Origin of the sequence: Paraburkholderia pallida (assembly GCF_004524855.1) — a bacterium.
Lineage (GTDB): Bacteria > Pseudomonadota > Gammaproteobacteria > Burkholderiales > Burkholderiaceae > Paraburkholderia > Paraburkholderia oxyphila.
The window spans coordinates 2,386,034-2,411,136 of record NZ_CP038149.1 but is presented as its reverse complement, the minus strand read 5'-3'; the positions used below and the strand labels follow the sequence as shown (position 1 = coordinate 2,411,136).

Sequence of the window (25,103 nt, the reverse complement as noted above, 5' to 3'; positions counted from 1 at the left end):
GCGAAACTGAATAGTTAGTCATCTTTATGATCCTTCCTTACGCGTCCACCGTAGAGCGCGACGTCCGTGCGTTGTCTTTCTGCGCCACGTGTATCGTGCCGCCCGCGATCGTGCGCAGCACCACGTAGAACACCGGCGTCAGCAGCAGGCCGAAAGCCGTCACGCCGAGCATGCCGAAGAACACCGCCACGCCCATCGCATGACGCATCTCCGAGCCCGCGCCCGACGAAAGCACGAGCGGCACCACCCCCATGATGAACGCGATGGACGTCATCAGAATCGGGCGCAAGCGCAGCCGGCTCGCCTCGATGGCCGCTGAAAGCGGCGTGTGTCCGTCGTGTTCGAGCTCGCGCGCAAACTCCACGATCAGGATCGCGTTCTTCGACGCGAGACCCACCAGCACCATCAGGCCGATCTGCGTAAAGATGTTGTTGTCGCCCTGCGTGAGCCACACGCCGGTCAGCGCACACAACACGCTCATCGGCACGATCAGGATCACTGCGAGCGGCAGCGTCAGGCTCTCGTAGAGCGCCGCGAGCACGAGGAACACCAGCAGCACGCTGATCGGGAACACCCAGACGCCCGAGTTGCCGGCGAGAATCTGCTGATACGTGAGGTCGGTCCATTCGAACTTGATGCCGCGCGGCAACACTTCGGCCGCGATGCGCTCAGCCGCCGCCTGCGCCTGGCCCGACGAGTAGCCCGGCGCCGGGCCGCCGTTGATGTCGGCCGCCGTGTAGCCGTTGTAGCGCACCACCATCTCGGGACCGTACGTGGGCGTCACCGTCACGAGCGACGAGAGCGGCACCATATCGCCCGCGGCGTTGCGCGTCTTCAGTTGCAGGATGTCGTCGGCCTTCTGGCGGAACGGCGCATCGGCCTGCACGCGCACCTGATACACGCGCCCGAAGCGGTTGAAGTCGTTCACGTAGAGCGAGCCCAGATAGATCTGCATCGTGTCGAACACGTCCGTGACCGGCACGCCCAGTTGCTTGGCCTTGGTGCGGTCGAGATCGACGTTCAGCTGCGGCACGTTGATCTGGTAGCTCGAGAAAGTCGGGCCGAGCTCGGGCGTCTTGGCCGCGCGCTTCACGAAGTCCTCGGTCGCGCGATTGAGCGCTTCATAGCCGAGCGCGCCGTGATCCTCCAGCTGCATCTTGAAGCCGCCGAGCGTGCCGAGGCCGAGCACTGGCGGCGGCGGGAACACGGCGATGAACGAGTCCTTGATGCCCGCGTACTGCTGATTGAGCACCCCCGCGATCGCGCCCGCCGCAAGCGCCTTGCCTTTGCGCTCCTTGAACGGCTTGAGCGTGACGAACACGATGCCGGCGCTCGAGCTATTGGTGAAGCCGTTCACGGAAAGGCCCGGGAACGCCACCGCGCTTTCCACGCCCGGCTGCTTGAGCGCGATCGCGCTCATGTCGCGGATCACGTTTTCGGTGCGGTCGAGCGAAGCGCCGTTGGGCAGTTGCGCGAACGCGATCAGATACTCCTTGTCCTGCGCCGGCACGAAGCCGCCCGGCACGACGCGCGCCATCAGCACCGTCGCGCCGATCAGCACCGCGTAGACCGCGAGCATCGCGCCCTTGTGGCGCAGCACGCCGTTCACGCCTTGCCCGTACTCTTCCGAGCCGCGATGGAACACCTTGTTGAACTGGCGGAAAAAGCCGCCCAGCATGCGGTTCATCACGCGCGTGAGCCAGTCCTCCTTCGCGCCATGGCCGCGCAGCAGCAGCGCCGAGAGCGCCGGCGAAAGCGTGAGCGAGTTGAACGCCGAGATCACCGTCGAAATGGCGATGGTCATCGCGAACTGCTTGTAGAACTGGCCCGTGAGGCCGCTCATGAACGCGAGCGGCACGAACACGGCCACGAGCGTGAGCGCGATCGCGATAATCGGCCCACTCACTTCCTGCATGGCCTTGTAGGTGGCATCGCGTGCGGAAAGTCCGCTGGCGATGTTGCGCTCGACGTTCTCCACCACCACGATCGCGTCGTCCACCACAATGCCGATCGCGAGCACCATGCCGAACAGCGAGAGCGCATTGATCGAGAAGCCGAACGCGAGCAACAGAGAGAAGGTCCCGACGATCGACACCGGCACGGCGATGAGCGGAATGATCGACGCGCGCCACGTCTGCAGGAACACGATCACCACGACCACGACCAGCGCAATCGCCTCGAGCAGCGTATGCACGACTGCCTCGATGCTCGAACGCACGAACTGCGTGGGGTCGTAGACGATGCGGTAGTCGACGCCCGCGGGCATGTCCGCCTTGAGCTCCTTCATCGCCGCGCGTACCTCGTCGGAGATCGCGAGCGAATTCGCACCTGGCGCCTGGTTGATTGCGAGCGCAACGGCCGGCTTGTTGTCGAGCAGCGAGCGCAGCCCGTATTCGGAGGCCGCGAGCTCGATGCGCGCGATGTCGCGCAAATAGGTCACGCCGCCGTCGGGATTGGTCTTGACGATGATGTTGCCGAATTCGCTCTCTGTGCGCAGACGCCCGCGCGCGTTCACGTTCAGTTGCAGCGGCGTGCCCGGCACGCTGGGTGAGGCGCCGATCACGCCCGCCGCCACCTGCACGTTCTGCTCGCGAATTGCATTGACCACATCCTGCGCGGTGAGATTGCGCTGCGCCACCTTCTGCGGATCGAGCCAGATGCGCATGGCGTAATCACCCGCGCCCCACAACTGCACCTCGCCTACGCCACGGATGTTCGAGAGGCGGTCCTTGACGTTGAGCAGCGCATAGTTGCGCAGATACGTCATGTCGTACTGATTGTTCGGCGAAATCAGGTGCACCACCATCGTGAGCGTGGGCGAGCTCTTGATGGTCGTGATGCCCAGGCGCTGCACGTCATCGGGCAGCCGCGGCAAGGCCTGGTTCACGCGGTTCTGCACGAGCTGCGTGGCCTTGTCGGGGTCGGTGCCCAGGCGGAACGTGACCGTGAGCGTGAGATTGCCGTCACTGTTCGCCTGCGACTGCATGTAGAGCATGTTCTCGACGCCATTGATCTGCTCTTCGAGCGGCGCCGCCACGGCTTCGGCGATCACCTTCGGGTTCGCGCCTGGATACTGCGCATGGACGACCACCGAAGGCGGCACGACCTCGGGATACTCGGAGATCGGCAACTGGAACAGTGCGATCACCCCGGCCAGCAGGATCAGCACGGACAGCACGCCCGCGAAGATCGGCCGGTCGATGAAGAATTTCGATATGTTCATGGGTCGCTCAAATAATTTCGGATGACTAACTGTGTGCGGGGATCGCACTCGCCCCGGGGACGAGTGCCGCGCGTCAGGAAGTCTTGGCGGTCTTGGGCGCGGAGTTCGCGAGCGAGGAGGCGGCGTCGCCGTCCGGGTCGCCGTTCATCGGCACCATGTTCGAGCGCACGGCTTCGCCCGGCCGCACGCGCTGCGTGCCATTCACGACCACGTGCTCACCCGCCTGGAGGCCGTTCACGATCACGCGCAGATTGCCCTGCTGCCCGCCGATCTGCACGGTGCGATAGGCGACCTTGCCCGCGCCATCCACGACATAGACGAACTTCTTGTCCTGGTCCGTGCCGATGGCCGCTTCGTCGACGAGCAGTGCCGGGTGAGGCGCGCTGCCGCTCACCTTGATGCGCGCGTAGAGACCGGGCACCAGCGCGCCATCCTCGTTGTCGAAGCGCGCGCGCACACGGATCGTGCCCGAGGCGGTATCGAGCCGGTTGTCCACCGACTCGATCGTGCCCGTGCGCGAATAGCCGGTCTCGTTCGCGAGCCCCAGATCGACGGGGACTTTCGAGCCATCCTTCATGCGGCTGATGTAGTCGAGATAGGTCTGCTCGTCGGCGTCGAACTCGGCGTAGATCGGCGACACCGAAACCAGCGTCGTGAGCGGCGGCGCGCTCGCGCCCGCCGAGACCACGTTGCCCACCGTGATCTCCGCGCGCGAGACGCGCCCCGAGACCGGCGCGACGATGCGCGTATAGCCGAGATTGATCTGCGCGGCCTCGAGCGCGGCCTGCGCGGCCTTCAGATTCGCGCTCGCTTCGCGCGCGCCGTTCTGCTTCTCGTCGTAGTCGCGCTTCGCGATGGCGTTGTCGCCGATGAGGCGCTGCGCGCGCTCCCAGTCGCTCTGCGCGTAGCCGGTGCGGGCCTGGGCGGCGGCCACCTGGGCCGCGGCCTGGTCAACGGCGGCCTGATACGGGCGCGGGTCGATCACGAACAGCGTGTCGCCCTTTTTCACGAGCGCGCCGTCACGGAAATTCACGGACACGATCGTGCCCGAGACCTGCGGGCGCACTTCGACCTTCTCGACGGCCGCCATGCGGCCCGAGTAGGTCTGCCAGTCGGTGACGTTGCGCTTGACCACGGCGGCGACATCGACTTCCGGCGCCGGCGGTGCTTCAGCGGCGACAGCCGGGTGCGAATCCAGACGCATGGCGACGAGCGAGCCGAACCCCGAAACGACGAGAAAAGCGGCGACAGCGAGTGCAATGCGCTTACGAGAATACGAGTTGAGTGACATCGCGAGCTCCAGAAAGATGAGTGGTTATTTTTTTGAGTAATGCGATCTTCGGCGCGCTGCACCGGCGCTAACAGGAGGCGCCGGCTTCAAAACAACAGCGGAAAAAGCGCACCGCTTCAGCGAGCGCTTCCGGATGCGCACCAATCTGCGCGTGCGAGACGCTCGGGTAGCGCACCACATGCGTGCGCACGCCCGCTTCGATCAAACGCACGGCATACTTCTCCGCTTCGATATGCAGCACGTCGTTCTGCGCCGTGACGATGAACGTGGGCGGCAAGCCAGCAAGACGCGAGGATTCCAGCGGCGCCGCATACGGATGCATGCGCTGCGAGGCTTCAGGCAAATACGCGCGATAGCAGGCGGCGCATTCGCTCGCGGAAATGTCCGACGCGAGCCGCTTTTCGTCGCCGAGGCGCGTGAGGCTCGGGTCGAGCATCGGCGCAAACAGCGCCTGCGCGGCGAGCCGCACATCGCCCCGATCGCGCCCGATAAACGCGAGCACGTTGGCGATCTGGCCGCCCGCGTCGTGTCCCGCCGCCACAATCCGCTTCGTACTGCCGCCGAATGCGCGTGCCCGTGTGAGCACCCATTGCGCGGCGCGATGCGCGTCTTCGGGCGCGGCCGGAAACGGAAACTGCGGCGCGAGCGAATAGCCCACCGAAACCACGAGCGCAGGTAAGCGCTCTGCGAAAAAACGGCTCGCGGCATCGGCGTCGTCGAGCGTGCCGCGCACGAAGCCGCCGCCGTGGAAATACAGCAGCACGGGCAGATTGTTCGCGCCGCGCGGACGATACAGGCGCAGCACGATGTCCTGCGCATAGCCTTCGATCGTCACTTCGCTCACGTCGATGGGTGACGATGCGCGCGCCTTGCCCGCTGGCGCCGGCACCGCTACGGGCGCAGCGGGCGCTGCAGCCAGGCGCGCTGCCGCGGACTTGCCCGCCACGGACCGCTCTGCCAGAGGGCGCGCGGAAAGCGACGCGGATTCAGAGGCAGGCTCGGACAAATCGGCGGAAATCCACGGCGTCGAACGTTTGAAGGCATCCATGTCAAAACGGCGCAATGCGCGAGAGTAGATTCGAATGGTGCGAATTGTGGGTTCGGCAGACTTGCAAATAAATGCCTATAATCCGGCAACACAATTCGGCGCACCTGAACAATCTGTTTCCCAGTATTTGCGCGAATCTCGCCGCGCAACGTGCGTCCGATGTCTTTCGGAGAATGGCAATGGACCGCCTTCAGGCCATGCAAGTGTTCACCCGCGTCGTCGACACCAACAGTTTCACGCGCGCAGCCGAAACCCTCGACATGCCGCGCGCCTCGGTCACGACGATCATCCAGAATCTCGAAGCTTTTCTGGGCGTGAGGCTGATGCATCGCACCACGCGCCGTCTTTCGCTCACGCCCGACGGCGCCGCCTACTACGAGCGCTGCGTGCGCATTCTTGCGGACGTCGAAGAAACCGAGCTGACCTTCCAGGACCGCAATCGCAAGCCGCACGGCAAGCTGCGCATCGACATGCCGGGCTCGATCGGCCGCCTCATCGTGATTCCCGCGTTGTGCGAATTTCATGGGCGCTATCCCGACATCGATCTGCAACTGGGCCTGACCGACCGCCCCGTCGACCTGCTGCAGGAGGGCGTGGATTGCGTCGTGCGCGTGGGCGCGCTGCAGGATTCGTCGCTGGTGGCGCGCCGCATTGGGCTGTTCGAAGGCGTGTCGTGCGCGTCGCCCTCGTATCTGGAACGCCACGGCACGCCGCAGACGCTCGAGGAGCTGGCCGAGCACCGCGCCGTGAATTACTTTTCGCCCCGCACGGGACGCGTGATCGACTGGGCCTTTCTCGTCGACGGCAAGGAAGTGGAGATCAAGCTCAAGAGCATGGTCTCGGTGAACGATGCCGACGCCTACGTGACGTGCGGCATCGAAGGCTTCGGCCTGATTCAGGGGCCGCGCTACATGGTGCTGCCGCATCTGAAATCGGGCGCGCTCGTCGAGGTCCTGCCCGACTTCAAGCCGCTGCCCATGCCGATCTCGGCCGTGTATCCGCACAGCCGGCATCTGTCGCCTAAAGTGCGCGTATTCGTCGACTGGATCGCCGAAGTGTTCGACCGCTGCCCGCTCCTGAGCGGCCGCGCGTCGCTCGACAAGACCTGCACGATGCGCACGATCGAGGAACGCGAACAAGCGCCCGCGCTCGAAACGCCGGTGATTTCGGAATGGGCCGCATAGGCTGGGCCGCATAGGTTGGGCCGCATAGGTTGGGCCGCATAAGCTGCACGGCGTAAGTGCGGGCACATCCACCACGCCGCTTCTTCCGACTTTTCGGGCCACTCCGGCCCCACCTTTAACGCGCGCCCTCAGGTCCCCCTGCTGGCGCGCGTTTTCACGATTGTTCCGGATTCTCAACAATTCCTTTCGCTTTCGGGACGTTTATCGCGCGAGCCCGTGCACCTACATTTGCACCTGTCGCCACGGCCATCGGTTTATTCGATGCAGCCAAGGCACCTTTAAACAGGAGCAGATCATGAAACGCACTCTCGCAGCCACGCTCGGCGCCACCGTTGTCATCACTCTCGCCGCGAGCGCGTCGGCTTTCGCAGGCGGCATCGGCCGCGCGGGCACCTATGGTCCGCAAGCCGATGCACAGGCCGCGCCGCAAGCCGGGCAAACGGTGCAAACGGCGCAAGCCCCGGTGGCCGACAACAGCGCCCCTAAAACGCGCGCCCAGGTGAAGGCTGAGATCGTCGAGGCTTATCGCGACGGCACGCTGCCCTCGCTGAACAAGACCACTTATCCGGATCAGAGCCTGGTCGGCCGCACGCAGGCGCAGCGCATCGCGCTGCAGGAAAGCCGCGCCAACGACGCGACACGCCTCGCTCGTGCCGGCGAATGAGTTTCGCCATTTCGATTCGATAAGGACGCCTGATCATGAACAATCCCCAACCTTCCGAGCTGGACAACTGGGACGAAACTACGCCTGTGTGGGCGCCGTTTCGGCACTAAAGCACGCTCGAGCAGTAAAAAGGCCCGACAGTCCGTCGACTGTCGGGCCTCCGCGAGCAGTACAAGCAGCGCTTAGCGCTTTGCGAAATCCGGTTCGAAGAACACCCAGCGCACTTGCGGGAATTTCGCCTGAAGCTCGGCCTCGATCACGTTGATCGCCTCGACCATCGTGCGGCTGTGATCGTAGTCGATCATCTCGGCCTGGACGGCTACGACCACCTCCTTGCCCCATTGCAGGGTAATGAGGCTGATGATGCCGCGAATCTCCGACCGCGCACGCAAGAACGCCTCGATGTCACGGCGCGTTTCCGGGCTCGCGGATTCGCCCACGATCATCGACTTCACCTCACGCGCGATGAACCATGAAATCAGCATGAGCAGAATGCCCACGCCGATCGACCCGCACGCGTCCCAGACCGGATTGCCGGTGATGACCGTGAGCAGCACCGCCGCAAACGCAATGGCGAGACCCGCGAGCGCGGCAATGTCCTCGCCGGCCACCACGAGCAGATCGGAGTCGCGCGTTTCGCGCGCCCAGCGCCACAGCGATTTCGTCGGCGAGCCCTTGCGGATTTCGCGCAAAGCGCCGTAAAGCGAGAACGCCTCGAGCGCCACGGAAATACCCAGCACCGCGAGCGCCACATACACGTATTGCAGCGGCTCGCGCACGATCAGCCGGTGTATGCCTTCGTACACCGAAAAGGCGCCGCCCACGAAGAACAGCAGCAGCGCCACGAGCAGCGAATAGAAGTTGATCGCGCGGCCCGTGCCCATCGGATGCAAGGGCGTGGGCGGCTCGCGCGACTGGCGCAGGCCGAACAGCAGCAAGAGTTGATTGCCGCAATCGGCCGTGGAGTGGATCGCCTCGGCGAACATCGAGCCCGAGCCCGTGAACGCCGCCGCCGCGTACTTGCAGACGGCGATGCCGGCGTTCGCCGCGAGCGCATAGAAAATGGCCTTCGGCGATTCCCCGCTCATGCGACTTCCACGCGCGCGGGCCCTGCCGTCAATTCGCCGATCACGCGTGCGGCGTCGAAGCCGTCCGCGTGAAAGAGCGCGAGCACTTCATCCACTCGCTCCGGCGCGCAGGCCACGAGCAGGCCGCCCGAGGTCTGCGGATCGGTGAGCAGCGTGCGCGCGCTGTCCGGCAATTGGGGCGCAAGCGTCACGCCTTCGCCATACGAGGCCCAGTTGCGGCCCGAGGCGCCCGTGAACACGCCTTGCGCGACGAATGCCTCCACACCGGGCAGCCACGGCAGGTCGGCGTAGCGCACGCGCGCCGTGAGGTTCGCGCCGCGCGCGATTTCGAGCGTGTGGCCGAGCAGGCCGAAGCCGGTCACGTCGGTCATCGCGTGCACGCCTTCCAGCTCGGCGAGCGCGGCGCCCGGCTTGTTGAGCATCGTGGCGGCGTCGACCATTGCCCGGTAGCCGGCGTCGTCGAGCAGATCCTTCTTGAGCGCGGCGGACAGCACGCCCACGCCCAGCGGCTTGCCGAGCACGAGCACGTCGCCGGCGCGCGCCGAGGCGTTGCGCTTCACGCGCTCGGGATGCACGACGCCGAGCGCGGCGAGCCCGTAAATCGGCTCGACCGAATCGATCGAATGGCCGCCCGCCACCGGAATGCCGGCCGCCGCGCAGACATCCTCGCCGCCGCGCAGCACCTGCGCGATCACCTCGTGCGGCAGCACGTTGATCGGCATGCCCACCAGCGCGAGCGCGAGGATCGGCTTGCCGCCCATCGCATAGACGTCGGAGAGCGCGTTGGTGGCGGCGATGCGGCCGAAATCGTAGGGGTCGTCGACGATCGGCATGAAGAAGTCGGTGGTCGCGACGATGGCCTGCTCGTCGTTGAGCTTGTAGACGGCGGCATCGTCGGCCGTCTCCGTGCCCACCAGCAGGTTCGGGAAAGCGGCGGTGAGCGGCGTGCTGCGCGCGAGCAGGGCGGACAGCACGCCCGGCGCGATCTTGCAGCCGCAGCCGCCGCCGTGCGAGAGGCTGGTGAGGCGCGGCGCGGCCGGAGCGGGCGCGAGGCGGTCGTTGTCGTTCATGAGAGGGACTCGTTCCAAAGGAAGCCGGAAAAGCGGTCCCCATATTATGGGGCAAACCTCGCGCAGACCGCGTCGACGAGCCATTGCGGATCGTCGTGAGGCAGGTCGTGGCCCGCCCACGGGTGCTCGCGGTGCGTCGCCCGCCACGCCTGCGCGAGGCGCGCCGAGCACACCGGATCGACGAGGCTGTCCGCGCGCGAGGACAGCACGAGCGCCGGGCAGCGCGGCACGCCGCGCACCGTGTAGCGCGCCGCCGCCAGCAACTGGCGCAGCGCGTTGGCGCGGCTCACGGGCGCGCTCGCACGGATGGCGCGCCAGGCGTCGAGATCGGCGGCGAGCGTGTCGCGGCGCGCGCACGTGCGCTCGTGGATCGCCGTTTCGGCGATACCGCCGGGATCGGCGCCGCGCCAGTGCCGGGCGGCGCGCAGCAGCGCGGGCCACGCAGCGGGCTGCAAGCGCTCATAGAAGCGGCTATAGGGCCGCATGCTCGTGTTGATGAGCACGAGCGACTCGACCTCTTCGGGAAAGCGCCGCGCCCACGCCGCTGCCACCATGCCCCCCAGCGACATCGCCAGCACGCGATACGGCGACAGCGCGCCCTGCCGCTGCGCCTCGGCGCGCACGGCGTCCACATAAGCATCGACATCGACAGGCGAGCGCAGATGCGCAAGCGTGCCGTTGCCCGGCAAGTCGATGGGCAGCACCGCGCCGCACCGCGCCTCGAGCAACGGCGCGAACGCTCCCCAATGGCGCGACTCGCGCGTGAGGCCGCGCAGCAGGATCCAGCGCGCCGTCATGCGCCCGGCTTCCGGTACCAGTGCCCGATTGCGCTTTGCAACACCTGCTGGCGCGCCACGCCCTGGGGCAGCCAGCGCGACGAGGAAAACGCGGCGCGTGTGAGGAAGTCGAACAGATTCGCGTGACGCCGCAATACGCGCGCGGTGCGGTGCTGCATGACCGGGTTGAACATGCCCTGGCGAGAGAAGAGCTGGCGCGGATTCTTCTTGATCCACAGCCACGAGCCCAGCTCGAGCGTGAGCGGCAAGAACACGCTGGCCTCGGGGGCGCGGTCGTACGCGCAGTCCCAGAGATCGCCGTGCAGCAGATACTGGTGGCTTTGCGGCTCGAACGTATAGCCGTGATGCGGATGCGCGCGCTCGAACATCGTCTTGAGCACGTACATCTCGGGCAGGTGGCGCATCAACTGGCGCGTGCGCGCGTAGGGAAACCAGATGCTGTCGCTCCAGCCGTAGCCCGAATGGCAATCGAGCGCGAACGCGAGCGGCCGGTGCGCAAGCTCCTCATCGACGACCTTGAGGAGCGCCTGGGCCTCGGGCTCCATCGGCGCGCCGCGCCGGCCGCGATACCACGGCAGCCAGGAGCCCACGCGCTGGCCGCCCGCGAGAAACGGTACGTGCTCGTCGGCGTCCTGAGGCGCGTTGCGCATGAGGTCCACGCCGTTCGGATTCGCGCGGGTGGCGAGCCACATGCCGCCGGGATTGCAGATCGGCATCATCACGAGGCGCACCGATTCGAGCTGGCGCATCAGCAGTTCGTCCCACGCGAGGCGGCCGACGAGCGCGCGCATGTAGTCGAGCACGAGTTGCGAGCCGATGCGCTCGAGACCGTGAATGCCGCCGAAAAAACCGATGGCGGGGGCCTGGGGATCGCGAGAGCCTACCGCTGCGACGTAGAGCGAGAACGGGCGTCCTCGGACCTCGACTTCGCCGGCGCTGCGGATGTCGAACCACGGTGCGCCTGCGTCGAGGAGCGTTTTCAGGTCCTCGTATTCCGCGAAGCTGTCGGGTAGGAAGCTTAGTCCTGGCATCTGTTTTAGGGCGTGGTTGAGCGTTGCCGCGGCTCAATAGGCTTTTATTCGTGGCGCTGACGCTTTGGGTGGTAACTTGTTTTCGCGGCGGGCCGCAGGCGTTGCCCCTGTGCGGGGCGGCACCTACTTTTCTTTGCAGCCGCAAAGAAAAGTAGGCAAAAGAAAGCGGCTCACACCGCCAGTGTGACGCCGTCCCCCACTGCCCTGTCCACCGGAGCGGCTCCGGAGCATCCGTCTCCCCGCACACTCCGCCGTAGTGACAAAGGGCTCATCCTTCCCGCCACGCGCTACGCGCGGACGGAAGGGTCTGCAAGGAAAACCGGCCTTGCTGCATGCGCAGGTGAATACGCATGCGCCCCACCGGTGTTGGGTTATGCCCCACGGCGCGCGGAGCGCCGCCGGAGGTATGAGTCCTTAGTCACTCCGAAATACGTCCCGTGATGGCAGACGCTCCGGAGCCGCTCCGATATACGGTTAGTGGTCCACTGCGTCACACTGGCGGTGTGAGCGGCTTTCTTTTGCCTACTTTTCTTTGCCGCGGCAAAGAAAAGTAGGTGCCGCCCCGCACAGGGGCAACGCTTGCGGCCCGCCGCGAAAACAAGTTAAACGCGAAAGTAACTATAACCCGCACCCATCCCCAGAAATCACAATTTCAAAGCCCCTGTCGAAAAGAATTCCCGCACAAAAGCGGGCCACCGCGAACATCTGCCGCCAATATAACCGCATCACGCCGCATTGCACGTGACACATGCGAGACGTCACACAGATGTCACAAGCGCTGACACTGTCACGCAACCGACATGATCCGAAGCCATCACAGCGCAAAGCCGCGCAAAAAAAAACATATAGTCGTCTAGACGTCGCGACACCTTCACTCAACCGTCATAGTCCCTTCCTAGAATGACCCCGACTCAATCAAGGATTCGTGGCCACGCGCCCGATCCACATGACGAATCGACATGGACGCAATCCGCATCGAACGCCTCTCGAAGACCTTTAGCGGCGCGGCAAACCGCAAAGCCCTCAACGAAATCAACCTGCGCGTAAGCACCGGCGAAATGGTCGCGCTAATCGGCGCATCGGGCTCGGGCAAGTCGACGCTGCTGCGCCACATCGCCGGATTCGTGGCCGCCGATCCGCAACCTTCGCAGATCGAAATACTTGGCCGCCCGATTCAGCAGAACGGACGCGTCGTGCGCGAAGTGCGCCGCATCCGCCGCGATATCGGCTTCGTGTTTCAGCAGTTCAATCTCGTGCATCGGCTCACGGTGGAAACCAACGTGCTGATTGGCGCGCTCGCGCGCCTGCCGTTGTGGCGCCGCCTCACCGGATGGTTTCCGCGCAGCGAGCGCGAGTTGACGGCCGCGGCGCTCGCGGAAGTGGGTATAGGCGACAAAGCGGGCGAGCGCGCCGCCAATCTCTCGGGCGGCCAGCAGCAGCGCGCCGCGCTCGCCCGCGCGCTCGTGCAGCGCGCTCGCCTGATTCTCGCCGATGAGCCAATCGCCTCGCTCGACCCCGAGTCGTCGCGCCGCGTGATGGACATGCTGCGCATGCTGAACCGCAATCACGGGCTCACGGTGCTCGTGTCGCTGCATCAAGTCGATATCGCGATGCGGTACTGCCCGCGCACGGTCGCGTTGCGCGACGGCCGCGTGGTCTACGACGGCCCGTCCGCCGCGCTCACGCCAGCCCTGCTGCACGAGCTTTATGGCAGCGCCGCGCGCGAGTTGCTCGAATCCGATCCCGCTCACGCGGCCACGCAGTGCTTCGGCGCGCAGCCCAAGGCAGCCTGAGGCTGCCCCGATTACCTCACCGCAGCCAAATCACGCAAACGTTCCCCCTCCACACGGACTCCGCCTCTCCCATGAAACTGCTCCGTTCCATGCTCTCCTGGTGCGCCGCCGGCGCCGTTGCGTTCGCCTCGCTCGGCGCATCGGCCGCTCACGCGGAAGACATCAACTTCGGCATCATCTCCACCGATTCGTCGGCCGTGCTCAAGCAGCGCTGGCAGCCGTTCATCGACGACATGAACCGCCAGACCGGCCTGCACGTGAACGCGTTCTTCGCCACCGACTATGCGGGCATCATCGAAGCGATGCGCTTTAACAAGGTGCAGATCGGCTACTTCGGCAATGCTTCCGCGATGGAAGCCGTGGACCGCTCGAACGGCGAAATCTTCGCGAAGGTGCTCTACGCCAACGGCGATGCCGGCTACAAGTCGGTGCTGATCACCAACGTCAACAGCCGCGTGAAGACGCTCGACGATGTATTCAAGAATGCCAAGGATCTCACGCTCGGCTGGGGCGATCCGAATTCCACTTCGGGCACGCTGATTCCCGGCTATTACCTGTTCGCGCAGCACGGCGTCTCGGTGAATGCGTCGGCGTTCAAGACGGTGCTGCCTTCGAGCCACGAAGCGAACCTGCTCGCCGTGGTCAACAACAAGGTCGATATCGCGACCAACAACACGATCGAACTCGCCACGCTCCAGCAAAAGCATCCGGACCGCTTCGCGCAGGTGCGCGTGCTGTGGACCTCGCCGCTGATCCCGTCCGATCCGCTCGTGTGGCGCAAGGACCTGCCCGAGGCCACCAAGCAGAAGCTGCGTGACTTCTTCTATCACTACGCCAAGACCGATCCGAAGGAGAAGAAGATCATGGCCGACATCACGGGCTACGCCGGCTTCGCGCCCGCCTCCGACGCCCAGTTGCTGCCGATTCGCCAGGTCGCGCTGTTCCAGCAGAAAGAGAAGATCGCCGCCGACACGCATCTCTCCGACGAAGACCGCAAGAGCCAGATCGCTGCCATCGACGCGAAGATCGGCGCGCTCGCAACCGCCACGAAGCAGTAATGGGCACGATGGACTTCGACGCATCGCGGCTCGCCCAGCACGCCGACGGCCTGGGCGCGGAGCCTGAGCAACGCCAGGGCGAAGCGCTCGCTCAAGCGCCGGCCAGGCCGGCGCCGCTCGCGAGCCAGATGAGCGCGGTTGCGGCCAAGCGCAGCTGGTCGTCGCTCGTGCTCTGGGCGATCGTGTTCATGCTGCTCGGCGCGGCCTGGCGCGGCGCGGACATGCGCCCGCTCGATCTGTTCGCCGACTCGCAGAACATGGGCATCTTCGCGAGCGGCTTCTTCCCGCCCGACTTCACCGAATGGCGCACCTATCTGCACGAGATGTGGGTGACAGTGGCGGTCGCGCTCTGGGGCACGGCGCTCGCCATCGTCTGCGCGGTGCCGTTCGGGCTGATGTCCTCGCACAATCTCGCGCCGCGCTGGGTCCTCCATCCGGTGCGCCGCCTGATGGACGCGTGCCGCGCCATCAACGAGATGGTGTTCGCGATGCTCTTCATCGTCGCGGTCGGGCTCGGGCCGTTCGCGGGCGTGCTCGCGCTGTGGGTCCACACGACGGGCGTGCTCGCCAAGCTCTTCGCGGAGGCCGTCGAGGCCGTCGACCCGCGCCCCGCCGAGGGCGTGCGCGCGACCGGCGCCACGCCGCTCGACGAGATCATCTACGGCGTGCTGCCCCAGGTCATGCCGCTGTGGATCTCTTACGCGCTCTACCGGTTCGAGTCGAATGTGCGCTCGGCGATGGTGGTCGGCATGGTGGGCGCGGGCGGCATCGGCGTCGTGCTCTATGAAGAGATCCGCTCGTTCGACTATGCGCAGACGAGCGCGGTGCTGATCATGGTGATCGCCGTGGTGACGGTGATCGACCTCATCTCGGCGAAATTGCGCGCGCGCGTGATCTGACACTGACGCGTTCCGCTTCAAGCACCGCAGCGCGGATTCCGTGGCATTCGCCACGGGGCCCGCGCTTATTTCTTCGTGCGGCCCTTCCTTGTGTTCTGGCGCTGCGGCGCATTCGCTGGAATAATCGACCGCTTGCGGCCGCAACCGCCCCGCCCCCTCCCACTCATTGCGCTCGTTCGATGGCAAGCTTCGTCGTCCTGTTGGTCCTGCTCTCGGCACTCATGCACGCGAGCTGGAATGCCTTTCTCCACCTCTCGGGCGACCGCGTCTGGCTGCTCGGCATGTTCTCGGTGCCTTATGTGCTCGTGAGCGCCGTTGGCGTCTGCGTGCTGCCGCTGCCCGCTGCCGAGAGCTGGCCGTATATCGCGGCATCGGCGCTGCTCGAATTCGCGTACTGCTTTGCGTTGATCCGCGCCTACCGTAGCGGCGACTTCGGGCAGATCTATCCGATCGCGCGCGGCCTCTCGCCGTTGCTCGTGTTCGTGGGCGCGCTCGTGTTCGCGCACGAGGAACTGCACGCGCTCGCCGCCACCGGCGTGATGCTCGTCTCGCTCGGCATCATGTCGCTCGCGTTCAGGCGCGGCATGCGCTTCTCGGGCGAAAGCGTGCCCTGGGCGCTCGTGACGGGTTTCTTCATCTCGACCTATTCGATCGTCGACGGCCTCGGCGCGCGCCTCGCCGGCAATCCGCTCAGCTACATCATGTGGGTCTATCTGCTCTGGAACGTCCCGCAGTTCATCGTGGTCTGCAAGCTGCGCGGCGGCGCGGCGCAGATGTTCGTCTCGAAGGCCAATGCCTTGCGCGGCATGCTCGCGGGCGTGCTCGCGCTGAGCGCGTATTGCCTCGTGATCGAGGCGTTCCGCTATCTGCCGATCGCCATGGTGTCGGCGTTGCGCGAGATGTCGTCGATCTTCGCGGTGCTGATCGGCTGGCTCTTCATGCGGGAGAAGCTCACCGCGCGCCGCATGGTCGCGTGTGTGCTTGTGACTTGTGGGGCGGTGTTGATACGGATGTGAGCGGACTCGGGCGGTGCACTGTGCTGGACGCGTCAAGGGACGCAGGCAGGCTCGATATCAGGTGGCGCTCACACCTGGACTGACGACCGTTCGAGGCGGTCGGAACGCCGTCGTCCGTCATCGACCTGTGATCATATGAAACAAACGCATTGCGGCACGCAAAATAATTTCCAATGAATCTCTACCAATTTCTGTAGAAATTCAGTCGCGCTACACAGGCATTATGCTCCTCGCTCAATTTTGAGGCGGTCATCCTGCAATTTAAATCCACATATTTCATCCAATTCAGATCATTTCCATCTGAATTTTGACTTACCAACCTCGAAATCACCTTACCAGTGTCCCCATGCTCATAAAGATTGGCCATAATCGCCAACGATCGCCTAAAATCGTCCATTCCAACCGATGAGTCGAGATAGCGAATTTCCTTTGTTCGCGCCTCCGTCACCGAAGTCAGACATGTCAATTTGTCAATAGCCGCCTCTTCCCCGGGGCTAGCAGCATCATATGCGGATTGACAATATTCCTCTTTATAGACAACCCATAATCGCTGAGTTACAACGAGATCTTGCTTATCTCTTGCAGGCATCTTACTCAGAATATTGTTATAATTTTGGTTGAGATCTTTGTCGGCAGATTCGTAATTTGAACGTGCACAGTGCTCAATCTCATAGTTAGTTTGGCCACCACAAACCGCCTTCGAAAGGGCAGCATGAGATGCAAAAAATATTGCAAGAAAAACAAAAATCTTCATCATCAATCATCTCCAACAATTACAGTTCATGCCCTTTTCGAACAATAGGGCTTCCGCTTCTCGTCTTATGATAAGTCCCCTCTGACTTGCAGGGTCCCAGAGTACCTTCATGGCACGTAGCTGTAAGGGAACACCAGGCAGATTGTTATCCTGGATTGCCTTTCTGATTTCCCTCATTTGAGCACGTGTTTTTTGGTGTGGCTTATCCTCCAAGCCTGGCCCACGATTCACAATCAAACTAAGCAAGGCCCCTTGACAATGTGGATGCAGTCGCGTGACACCCGGAAATGCATCAACGGTGTATTGTGCATAACGTCGCTTCATTCGCCTTGCCAATTCGAGCGCATTTGGGTTTGAAATTCTTATATCGGAAAGAGAAGGGATAAGTGCTCGAGCATGATCTCCGCGCCTTCCGATTGCACCAAGCAACCTCATAATTTGCCCTGGAGGCACCAATCCATTTAGATCGGCAGCAGCTTGTGCAGAAACTTGTTGACCTAAATCATAACCGTATCCTATCGTCACACCGCTAGACTGATCTCGATGATCGCCTGGAACATACGGAGTTTCGCCATATCCTTCAATTCTCAATACAAGCGAAAAGGCTTCCTTCGATGAATAGAACATCCCCTCGGTAGTTTGAAAATCCAAAACGTCCGTCTTGCATTCCTCACTACAGGTTGAGGAAAAATTCCCCACCATCCCCACCGGATGAAAATGCCACGGCATTGGCTCCTTCGGAAACCCCTCGATCCCTGCCGCCTGCTCCCACCATTGCAGCTTCCCGATCCGCTCGATCTCAGCCTTCCACAACCACAGCAGTTTCTTCATCAGCGGCGACATTTCTTCCCACTTGCCCAGCCCGCCGCCCCATTCGCTCTCCGAGCGCACCACCAGATGCGTGATCGCTTCGGCCATCCACGGCGTTTCCTGCGCGTGCTTCAACTCTTGCGCCGTCACCTTGCCATCATGGTTCGCGTCAATCGCCTTCTCGAGCTTGACGATCAAATCCCCCGCGTTCACGCTCAGCGCGCCCGGCTCGAACTCCGACTTGTCTTCATCAACCAGATACTGGTCCGTCACGTGGATATACCGCTTGAGCATGTCGACCGGCCTGAAGCGGGTGTTGTCGACGAGTTCGAACCCAGGCCAGTCCCACGGGCCGCACATCCGTGCGAGCGGATGATTTTCTTCACACACCCAGCCCTGCCGGGTTGATCCGTCCCGGGTGCCGATCGTGATGTTCCACCACCGGTGCCCCTTGTCGTCAATCGCGACGTTGTCGGCACCCAGCCTGTCCAGATCGGTGCGCCGGAATACGTCGCGGAAATCCGCGCCCGGCCCCTTCGCGCTGGAGACGTTCAGGGGGAAATTCGTCCATACCTTGACGACACCGGTGGTCGTCGTGTTCGCGAGTCTGGCCTCCACCCACACCTGGGGACCCGTGTCGGTCAGTATCGGACGCGGTGCAGGATGCCCGTGATGTCCGCCATGGGCACTCTGGGCGCTCGGGGCTGGCGTCGTCACCGTCTTCGGCTGGACCTTGACCCACCTTGAGGCCGTGGCGTTGCCCACCGGCACCAGCTTCAGGCCACCCGGGCTCTGGGGCAGCGTCCTGTCCGGCTGGGGGATGTCCGTCACCAGTTGCGCGCCGGGCGAAATCTCCAGAAACGTCTTCGCCGCCGGCAGGTCCTTTGCGCGCGTCCGGCTCTTTTCGATGAACGCCTGCAGTTCCGGTCCGGCAAAGACTTCGAGATGCAGCAGCGGCCGGGTCGGCTTCGGCGGCAGCGGCGACGCGTCGACGTAGCGCAGGTAGTGCCCCATCTGGCCCACCACGTCGCCGGCCTTCACGGCATACGGCTGCTTGAGCACGACCACCGTGTCGAGCGGCTTCGGATCGAGCACCGCATCGAGTTCTTTCACATACACCCAGCTCCACGGGGCGTGCGGCGAGACCGGCTTCCCGACCTCCGCGCTGACTGGCTGACCGCTCCTGAGCGCCCTGATTTTCTGCCAGCCGGGATGCTTCGGGTCCGTCTCGGAAACCATGAGCTCAGCGCCCCTGGGCAGGATGCCGATGAGCTTGCCGTTCGGCAGGTCGCGAACCGCGATGCCCTTCACCGGCGCAGGCAGCGGGGTGTCGTCAACCGGCTGGGCTGCAGGCGGCTTTGGGGGTGCGATAAAGCCCGCCTCGATGAATTCGCCGAGCAGGTCGTAGTCAATCGTGTCTACCGGCGCGGGTGGCGGGGTCTTCGGCTTTGGCATCGCCTGGATATTGGGCGCCCGGTCGCCCACGCGATAGTAGCGCTCGCCCTCCCAGAACGGCATCGGCGCCAGGTTCAGCTTCGCCGCACCGGCTTGCGCGGTCCGGGCCTGCTCCTGCGCCGCCTGGTAGCTGTTCCAGTCCATCAGGTGCATGTACAGGCTGAAGAACGTGAGCGTTTCGTCCGGCGCGGGCCTCGGCGGTGTCGACGTGCCTGCAGCGGAAGGCGAGGAGGCGGGTGGCGCAGCGGCTGCGCTCTGACTGGAAGCCGCCGCCGCCGATGCGCCCTGCGGGCTGGCCGGGCCCGGTTTCGCTGGCACCGGCGGCAGTTGCAGCGTGTGGCGGATCAGCACGAAGCCCGTGGAGTAGAGCGCCTGGTGGCCGTCCTGCCAGGTCTGCGCGGGATATTTGCTGTCGAGCCGGTACGCCACGACCTCGCCATCGGCGATGGCCCGCACGCCGGTATCCTGCTTCAGCATCGTGGCGGTGGACGAGCCAAAGTGCACGCCTCCGTGCCACAACCCGCTGGCGCCAAGCGGATAAAAACCGTCGTCCGCTTGCGCCAGTGCCTTCATGTACGTCATCGGGTCGGTGGCGTCATCCTTGCCGAGCGGCGTGAACGGAAAGGCCCAGTTCAACGGGGTCCAGGGGGGCGCCGGCGAGGCGGCGGGCGCAGCCGGTGTCGCAGGATGGGCCGGGTGAGGGTGCGTGCTCATGGGTCTCGGAATCGGTCGTTGTTGCTGCTGCGCGTACGGGGGGCAATTCGGGGCGGCGTCTGGCGACTTACCCGGAGAACAGCGAGCCGCGCCCACCGTCAGTCGAAACCGGGGCCGTCTGCAATGGATTGCAGCAATGAAGCATCGATCGGGAAATCCGCTCTCGAAATCGAATTAAAGCGGCGAAGAACCGGCCCAGGAAATCCAGCCTGATAGCGCGGGGATCATATCAACATGAACGCCACAGAACAGTGGCGCGATAACGATAGTTGACCGCCATCCTGCACACCTTCGATTTATGCAAGACTCATTTATTTCGGGAGCCGTCAGGCATAAAAATTATTACTAGCCCTTCGAATTCTGCGAGTGTTCGCGAAAACCTCGCCGTCGATTCGACGGCGTCCCGGCAATTGCTCAACAGTGCCAAAAGTTATCGAAAGCGATCACTCGGCAAACATCGGCAACGTCACATCAATCGCCTCGGCGAGCGTATCGAACGCGGGCGCGATTTCCTCGTCGGGCACGCACGCATAGCCGATCAACAACCCCGACGCCGCGCGCTCGCGCTCCGAGTAATAGCCCGATAGCGGCCGCACGACGATATTGCGCGCGAGCGCGGCCTCGGCCACGGCACGGTCGTCGCTGCCTTCGGGCAATTGCATGACCACGTGCAGGCCCGCGTCGCCGCCCATCGCGGGCAACGCGTCGCCATAACGGCGCGCGACCGCATCGAGCAACACCTGACGCCGCTGGCCATAGAGCGCGCGCATCTTGCGGATATGCGAGGTGAAATGCCCTTCGGCGATGAACTCCGCCAGCACGGCCTGCTGCAAAAGCTGGCCCTCGCGATAAAGCTCGGCACTCGCGGTCGCGAAGCTCTCGGCGAGCGGCTCGGGCGCGACGAGATAGCCCACGCGCAGCCCCGGAAACAGCGTCTTGCCGAAGCTGCCCACATAGATCACCTGCCCCGCCGTGTCGAGCCCCTGCAGCGACGCGAGCGGCCGGCTGCCGTAGCGGAACTCGCTGTCGTAGTCGTCCTCGATGATCCAGCACTGGTGCTGGCGCGCGTACTCGAGCAGCATGCGGCGGCGCGCGAGGCTCATCACCATGCCGAGCGGGTACTGATGCGAGGGCGTGACGAGAATCAGCTTCGGCGGCGCGGCGGCGAAATCGGCCGCCGACGGATTGATGCCCTCGCTGTCCACTGCGATCGGGCGCGGCTTGAGCCCCGAAACCTGCATCACGCTGCGCACGCCCCAATAGCACGGGTCTTCGGTCCAGATCGTGTCGCCGGGGTCGGAGAGCAGACGCACGGCCAGGTCCACCGACTGGTGGATGCCCGTCGTGATGATGATCTGCTCGGGCGAGCAGCGCACCGAGCGCGAAGTGCGCAGATAGTCGGCAAGCACGTGGCGCAGGAGCGCCAGGCCACCACCCGGCGCGTAGGTCAGCAGATCGGGGCGCAGGCTGCGCCAGTACTTGTTGTGCAGGCGCGTCCAGATGCGTGCCGGAAAGCGCGAGACGTCGGGCACGCCCGGCATGAACGCGCCGCCCTGGCGCTTCGAGACGCCCGCGCCCGCGATCAGGCGCGCGCCGCGCGTGGAGAGCGCACGGGCCGCCGTGCGCTGCGCCTGCGTGGGCGCGAACGGCCCTGCTGGGCTCTCCCCGGCATCCGCGCGAAGGGAATGGGCCTGCGCTACGGGAATCGCCGGACTTGGCGGGACGCCCTGGGCGCCTGACGAGGTGTGCGCGTCGAGGCTGTTAGTTGCGATTACGCCGGCATCACCCACCCGGCTTGCCGTCATCGAATTGGGTGCGGATCTAAAATCGACGGCATTTTTAGCCGTTCTCAGAGAGCCAATTTCCGCCGCGCCAACGATCTCGTCGGGCGTAGTATCGGCGACGAAGGTCCCGCGCCCCGTCGCCGAAGTCACATAGCCTTCGAGCACGAGCTGCTCGTACACCTGCGTGACCGTATTGCGCGCGATGCCCAGCTCCGCCGCCAGCAGCCGGGACGACGGCACCCGCGCGCCGGCCGGCAGTTCGCGCGAAAGGATCGCCTGCTGCAGCAAACGATGCAGTTGCCGGTAGACCGGCTGACCGCTGCCGCGCTCGATCCGCTGGGCCAGCCAGTCGGACAGGACACTCGCTCGCATCGAAATTGGCTCCTAATAATTTTACTGAATGGCTCTGAAATTTAGAGCCAAAGGTGAGTATAGTCGCTGCATGGACTGAGTGCGGGCCGAATGGGACCGAAAACCGGTCCACCCGCCAACCGAACCGACACTGTTTTCGAAGGAGACGAACGTGACCAAGAACGCCGATCTGCAGAACCGCAAGAACGCCATTACCCCGCGCGGCGTGGGCGTGATGTGCGACTTCTACGCCGAGCGCGCCGAGAACGCGGAGCTGTGGGACGTCGAAGGCCGCCGTTTCATCGACTTCGCTGCCGGCATCGCCGTCTGCAACACGGGCCACCGCCATCCGAAGATCGTCGCCGCCATCAAGGCGCAGCTCGACCACTTCACGCATACCGCCTACCAGATCGTCCCCTACGAGTCGTACGTCTCGCTGGCCGAGAAGGTCGCCCAGCGCGCACCGGGTAGCTTCGCCAAGAAGGCCGCGTTCTTCACGACCGGCGCCGAAGCCGTCGAAAACGCCGTCAAGATCGCCCGCGCCCACACCGGCCGTCCGGGCGTGATCGCCTTCGCAGGCGGCTTCCACGGCCGCACGCTGATGGGCATGGCGCTCACGGGCAAGGTCGCACCGTACAAGCTCGCGTTCGGCCCGTTCCCGGCCGACGTCTACCACGCCCCGTACCCCAACTCGGTCCACGGCATCAGCACGGCTGACTCGCTCAAGCACATCGAGATGCTGTTCAAGGCCGACATCGATCCGAAGCGCGTCGCCGCGATCATCTTCGAACCGGTCCAGGGCGAAGGCGGCTTCTACCAGGCGCCCGCTGACTTCGTGCGCGGCCTGCGCAAGATCTGCGACACGCACGGCATCCTGCTGATCGCCGACGAAGTGCAAACGGGCTTCGCGCGCACCGGCAAGCTGTTCGCGATGGAGCACTACGACGTCACGCCGGACCTCATGACGATCGCCAAGAGCCTGGCCGGCGGCATGCCGCTGTCGGGCGTGGTCGGCCGTGCGGAAGTCATGGACGCGGCAGCGCCTGGCGGCCTCGGCGGCACGTACGCGGGCAACCCGCTGGCCGTGGCGTCGGCGCACGCGGTGATCGAGATCATCGAAGAAGAGAAGCTCTGCGAGCGCGCCACGAAGCTTGGCGACAAGCTCAAGGCCAAGCTCAACGCGATGAAGGCCGAAATGCCGCAAATCGCCGACGTGCGTGGCCCGGGCGCGATGAACGCCGTGGAATTCTTCAAGCCGGGCACGAACGAAGCAGACGCCGACTTCACCAAGCGCGTGCAGACCGCCGCGCTGAACCGCGGCCTGCTGCTGCTGATCTGCGGCGTGTACTCGAACGTCGTGCGCTTCCTGTTCCCGCTGACGATTCAGGACAACGTGTTCGACGAAGCGCTCGCGATCCTCGAAGAGTCGATCAAGGAAGCCGTGGGCGTGCCGGCGTAAGCCTCGCGTCGCGACTTCAGCCTTAGCACACGCACTTGGTGGCCCGCCGCGCGCGGGCCCTCCACGAAACGGCACACCGGCGTTTGCCGCTGTGCCGTTTGTCGTTCTTATTGCATCGAAATCGAATCGAAGCCTGTCGGAGCTCAAGCATGAACCTGAAAGACGCATCGCTGCTGCAAAGCAACGCCTATATCAACGGCGAATGGCAAGGCGCAGAAGACGGCGCCACGCTCGACGTGATCAACCCCGCCACCGGCGCGCTGATCGGCACCGTGCCGCGCATGGGCGCCGCCGAAACGCGCCGCGCGATCTCGGCCGCGAACGCCGCATGGCCCGCCTGGCGCGCGAAGACCGCGAAGGAGCGCAGCGTCATCCTGCGCAAGTGGCACGACCTGATGATGGCGAACGCCGACGACCTCGCGCTGATCCTCACCACCGAGCAAGGCAAGCCACTCGCCGAAGCGAAGGGCGAAATCGGCTACGCCGCGTCGTTCCTCGAATGGTTCGCCGAAGAAGGCAAGCGCATTTACGGCGACACGATCCCCACGCCCGCGAATGACAAGCGCATCGTCGTGACGAAAGAGCCGGTTGGTGTGTGCGCCGCCATCACGCCGTGGAACTTCCCCGCCGCGATGATCACGCGCAAGGTCGGCCCCGCGCTCGCGGCAGGCTGCCCGATCGTGCTCAAGCCCGCCGAAGCCACGCCGCTTTCGGCACTCGCGCTGGCCGTGCTGGCCGAGCGCGCGGGCGTGCCGCGCGGCATCTTCAGCGTCGTCACCGGCGACCCGAAGGCCATCGGCGGTGAGCTCACGAGCAACCCGACGGTGCGCAAGCTCTCGTTCACGGGCTCGACGCCGGTGGGCCGCCTGCTGATGAGCCAATGCGCGGCGACGGTCAAGAAGGTCTCGCTCGAACTGGGCGGCAACGCGCCGTTCATCGTCTTCGAAGACGCCGATATCGACGCGGCAGTGGCAGGCGCCATCGCCTCGAAGTACCGCAACAGCGGCCAGACCTGCGTGTGCACGAACCGCTTCTATGTGCATGACGCCGTCTACGATACGTTCGCCGCCAAGCTGCGCGAAGCCGTGGAAAAGCTCAAGGTCGGTCTGGGCACGGAAGCCGGCATCACGCAAGGCCCGCTCATCAACGAAGCGGCCGTGCTGAAGGTGGAATCGCACATCGAGGACGCACTCGCGAAGGGCGCGCAAGTGCTCACGGGCGGCAAGCGCCACGCGCTCGGCCATGGCTTCTTCGAGCCCACCGTGCTCACGAACGTCACGCCCGCGATGAAGGTCGCGCGCGACGAAACGTTCGGCCCGCTCGCACCGCTGTTCCGCTTCTCGTCGGATGAGGAAGTGATCAGGATGGCGAACGATACCGAGTTTGGTCTCGCCGCGTACTTCTACAGCCGCGACATCGGCCGCGTATGGCGCGTGGCCGAAGCACTCGAGTACGGCATGGTAGGCATCAACACCGGCCTGATCTCGAACGAAGTGGCGCCGTTCGGCGGCGTGAAGCAATCGGGCCTCGGCCGCGAAGGCTCGCACTATGGCGTGGACGACTACGTCGTCGTCAAGTACATGTGCATGGCGGGCATGTAAGCCTGCTCGGCGA

The 25,103-nt window shown here is 64.5% G+C and carries 18 protein-coding genes; 8 read left to right on the top strand and 10 right to left on the bottom strand.

What is annotated here, in order from left to right:
• Nucleotides 1-37: 37 nt before the first annotated feature.
• The 3 genes from E1956_RS25865 to E1956_RS25855 form a co-directional block, all read right to left on the bottom strand.
• Complete coding sequence (locus E1956_RS25865) at nt 38-3,223, bottom strand: efflux RND transporter permease subunit (protein ID WP_134754138.1); 3,186 nt, start codon at nt 3,221-3,223, stop codon at nt 38-40.
• 73 nt (nt 3,224-3,296) lie between these two features.
• The gene (locus tag E1956_RS25860) at nt 3,297-4,514 is read right to left on the bottom strand and encodes an efflux RND transporter periplasmic adaptor subunit (protein ID WP_134754136.1); all 1,218 of its coding nucleotides are present in this window, start codon (nt 4,512-4,514) and stop codon (nt 3,297-3,299) included.
• 67 nt (nt 4,515-4,581) lie between these two features.
• On the bottom strand, nt 4,582-5,403 hold the full coding sequence (locus E1956_RS25855) for an alpha/beta hydrolase (RefSeq protein ID WP_418789298.1): 822 nt from the start codon (nt 5,401-5,403) through the stop codon (nt 4,582-4,584).
• Nucleotides 5,404-5,741: 338 nt separating this feature from the next.
• Between E1956_RS25855 and E1956_RS25850 the strand changes: the two genes are divergently transcribed.
• Together E1956_RS25850 and E1956_RS25845 are read left to right on the top strand one after the other, a co-directional pair.
• Nucleotides 5,742-6,746: a LysR family transcriptional regulator gene (locus E1956_RS25850; protein ID WP_134754132.1), complete on the top strand. Its 1,005-nt coding sequence runs from the start codon at nt 5,742-5,744 to the stop codon at nt 6,744-6,746.
• A gap of 295 nt (nt 6,747-7,041) precedes the next feature.
• The gene (locus E1956_RS25845; protein WP_134754129.1) at nt 7,042-7,410 is read left to right on the top strand and encodes a DUF4148 domain-containing protein; all 369 of its coding nucleotides are present in this window, start codon (nt 7,042-7,044) and stop codon (nt 7,408-7,410) included.
• A gap of 182 nt (nt 7,411-7,592) precedes the next feature.
• Here E1956_RS25845 and E1956_RS25840 read toward each other — a convergent pair whose 3' ends face one another.
• From E1956_RS25840 to E1956_RS25825, 4 genes are read right to left on the bottom strand one after another with little or no spacing between them, the layout of a single operon-like run.
• A complete protein-coding gene (locus E1956_RS25840; RefSeq protein ID WP_134754127.1) occupies nt 7,593-8,498 on the bottom strand; it encodes a cation diffusion facilitator family transporter in 906 nt (301 codons plus the stop codon).
• On the bottom strand, nt 8,495-9,568 hold the full coding sequence (gene selD, locus E1956_RS25835; protein WP_134754125.1) for a selenide, water dikinase SelD: 1,074 nt from the start codon (nt 9,566-9,568) through the stop codon (nt 8,495-8,497). The genes E1956_RS25840 and selD overlap by 4 nt, the downstream gene beginning before the upstream one ends.
• Nucleotides 9,569-9,612: 44 nt before the next feature.
• Nucleotides 9,613-10,365, bottom strand: coding sequence for an alpha/beta fold hydrolase (locus tag E1956_RS25830; protein WP_134754123.1), 753 nt, complete (start codon nt 10,363-10,365; stop codon nt 9,613-9,615).
• Entirely contained in the window at nt 10,362-11,396 is a 1,035-nt protein-coding gene (locus E1956_RS25825; RefSeq protein WP_134754121.1) for a M14 family zinc carboxypeptidase, read from the bottom strand. Before E1956_RS25825 ends, E1956_RS25830 begins: the two co-directional genes overlap by 4 nt.
• 959 nt (nt 11,397-12,355) lie before the next feature.
• Between E1956_RS25825 and phnC the strand changes: the two genes are divergently transcribed.
• The 4 genes from phnC to E1956_RS25805 all read left to right on the top strand — a co-directional run bounded on the left by phnC (nt 12,356) and on the right by E1956_RS25805 (nt 16,162).
• Nucleotides 12,356-13,189, top strand: coding sequence for a phosphonate ABC transporter ATP-binding protein (phnC, locus tag E1956_RS25820; protein ID WP_134754119.1), 834 nt, complete (start codon nt 12,356-12,358; stop codon nt 13,187-13,189).
• 71 nt (nt 13,190-13,260) lie between these two features.
• Nucleotides 13,261-14,247 (top strand): phosphonate ABC transporter substrate-binding protein, encoded by a 987-nt coding sequence (phnD, locus tag E1956_RS25815; protein WP_134754117.1) that lies wholly within the window; start codon nt 13,261-13,263, stop codon nt 14,245-14,247.
• A gap of 128 nt (nt 14,248-14,375) precedes the next feature.
• Nucleotides 14,376-15,146 (top strand): phosphonate ABC transporter, permease protein PhnE, encoded by a 771-nt coding sequence (phnE, locus tag E1956_RS25810; RefSeq protein WP_134754898.1) that lies wholly within the window; start codon nt 14,376-14,378, stop codon nt 15,144-15,146.
• A gap of 179 nt (nt 15,147-15,325) precedes the next feature.
• On the top strand, nt 15,326-16,162 hold the full coding sequence (locus E1956_RS25805; protein WP_134754115.1) for an EamA family transporter: 837 nt from the start codon (nt 15,326-15,328) through the stop codon (nt 16,160-16,162).
• A 181-nt stretch (nt 16,163-16,343) separates the two neighbouring features.
• Here E1956_RS25805 and E1956_RS25800 read toward each other — a convergent pair whose 3' ends face one another.
• The 3 genes from E1956_RS25800 to pdxR all read right to left on the bottom strand — a co-directional run bounded on the left by E1956_RS25800 (nt 16,344) and on the right by pdxR (nt 22,051).
• Nucleotides 16,344-16,919 (bottom strand): lysozyme inhibitor LprI family protein, encoded by a 576-nt coding sequence (locus E1956_RS25800; RefSeq protein WP_134754113.1) that lies wholly within the window; start codon nt 16,917-16,919, stop codon nt 16,344-16,346.
• A 3-nt stretch (nt 16,920-16,922) separates the two neighbouring features.
• Complete coding sequence (locus E1956_RS25795) at nt 16,923-19,895, bottom strand: lysozyme family protein (protein ID WP_134754111.1); 2,973 nt, start codon at nt 19,893-19,895, stop codon at nt 16,923-16,925.
• Between the two features lie 443 nt (nt 19,896-20,338).
• Entirely contained in the window at nt 20,339-22,051 is a 1,713-nt protein-coding gene (pdxR, locus tag E1956_RS25790) for a MocR-like pyridoxine biosynthesis transcription factor PdxR (RefSeq protein ID WP_134754109.1), read from the bottom strand.
• A gap of 151 nt (nt 22,052-22,202) precedes the next feature.
• On the opposite strand from pdxR, the gene gabT reads away from it, so the two are divergent.
• Nucleotides 22,203-23,489 (top strand): 4-aminobutyrate--2-oxoglutarate transaminase, encoded by a 1,287-nt coding sequence (gene gabT, locus E1956_RS25785; protein ID WP_263458592.1) that lies wholly within the window; start codon nt 22,203-22,205, stop codon nt 23,487-23,489.
• Between the two features lie 149 nt (nt 23,490-23,638).
• On the top strand, nt 23,639-25,090 hold the full coding sequence (gene gabD, locus E1956_RS25780) for an NADP-dependent succinate-semialdehyde dehydrogenase (protein WP_134754107.1): 1,452 nt from the start codon (nt 23,639-23,641) through the stop codon (nt 25,088-25,090).
• The last annotated feature ends 13 nt before the right edge of the window (nt 25,091-25,103 follow it).